We start from the raw sequence: 736 nt of genomic DNA on the forward strand, positions 1-736 counted from the left end.
AAGCCAAGACGTACAAGCTCTTCAATCTGACGTTCAAAAATCAGGTGACGCAGCAATGGCTGCTCAAGAAGAAGCAGCACGTGCTAACGAGCGTATCGATAACATCGCTCAGTCTTACACTAAGTAAGATGTTGTTCCGCGCTTTAACGCCCGTTAAGGCGCGGTTATTTCTACTGGAACCCCATTCTGAGCGGCGATAACCGCTTTCGCTTTTACATTCGTCAATCCAAATTCATTTAGCCACCAGCCCAATTCTTTCGGGACTTGTAAATGATCTTTCTCGCCATTGCTGCGAGTTAACGGTTCATGCGCTTCCACAAACACACTACGATCCGGCTCTAGTGACACTTTCACTGGCTGATTGATGATGTTTACTTTTTCACCACGACGAACTTTGTCGAACAACCATTCGATATCACTTGGGTCCATACGAATGCAACCAGCACTCACGCGCATTCCGATGCCGAAATCTTTGTTGGTACCGTGAATAAGGTACTCACCATTTCCGTAAGCTAGACGAAGTGCAAACAACCCAAGCGGGTTGTCGGGGCCTGCTGGCACAACCGCAGGTAAATCCACCCCTTTCGCTCTGTATTCTGCACGAATAGACGCAGGTGGCGTCCATGTTGGGTTCGGACGTTTTTGGCTGATGCTGGTTGTCATCACTGGTGTATCTCGACCAATTCGGCCAATACCAACAGGGAAAACATGCACCACATCTTCGCCCTCTGGGAAG

General features: G+C 48.8%; 2 protein-coding genes. One reads left to right on the forward strand and one right to left on the reverse strand.

From position 1 onward, the window contains the following. A partial coding sequence (locus R7E38_RS22880) for an LPP leucine zipper domain-containing protein (RefSeq protein ID WP_318082140.1) occupies window positions 1-127 on the forward strand: 127 nt, incomplete at its 5' end. Between the two features lie 26 nt (window positions 128-153). Here R7E38_RS22880 and R7E38_RS22885 read toward each other — a convergent pair. Beyond that, window positions 154-736, reverse strand: a 583-nt coding sequence (locus R7E38_RS22885) for a L,D-transpeptidase family protein (RefSeq protein ID WP_318082139.1), incomplete at its 5' end; no start/stop codon positions are given.

Origin of the sequence: Vibrio sp. Vb2131, assembly GCF_033338535.1 — a bacterium.
GTDB classification, from domain to species: Bacteria; Pseudomonadota; Gammaproteobacteria; order Enterobacterales; family Vibrionaceae; genus Vibrio; species Vibrio alginolyticus.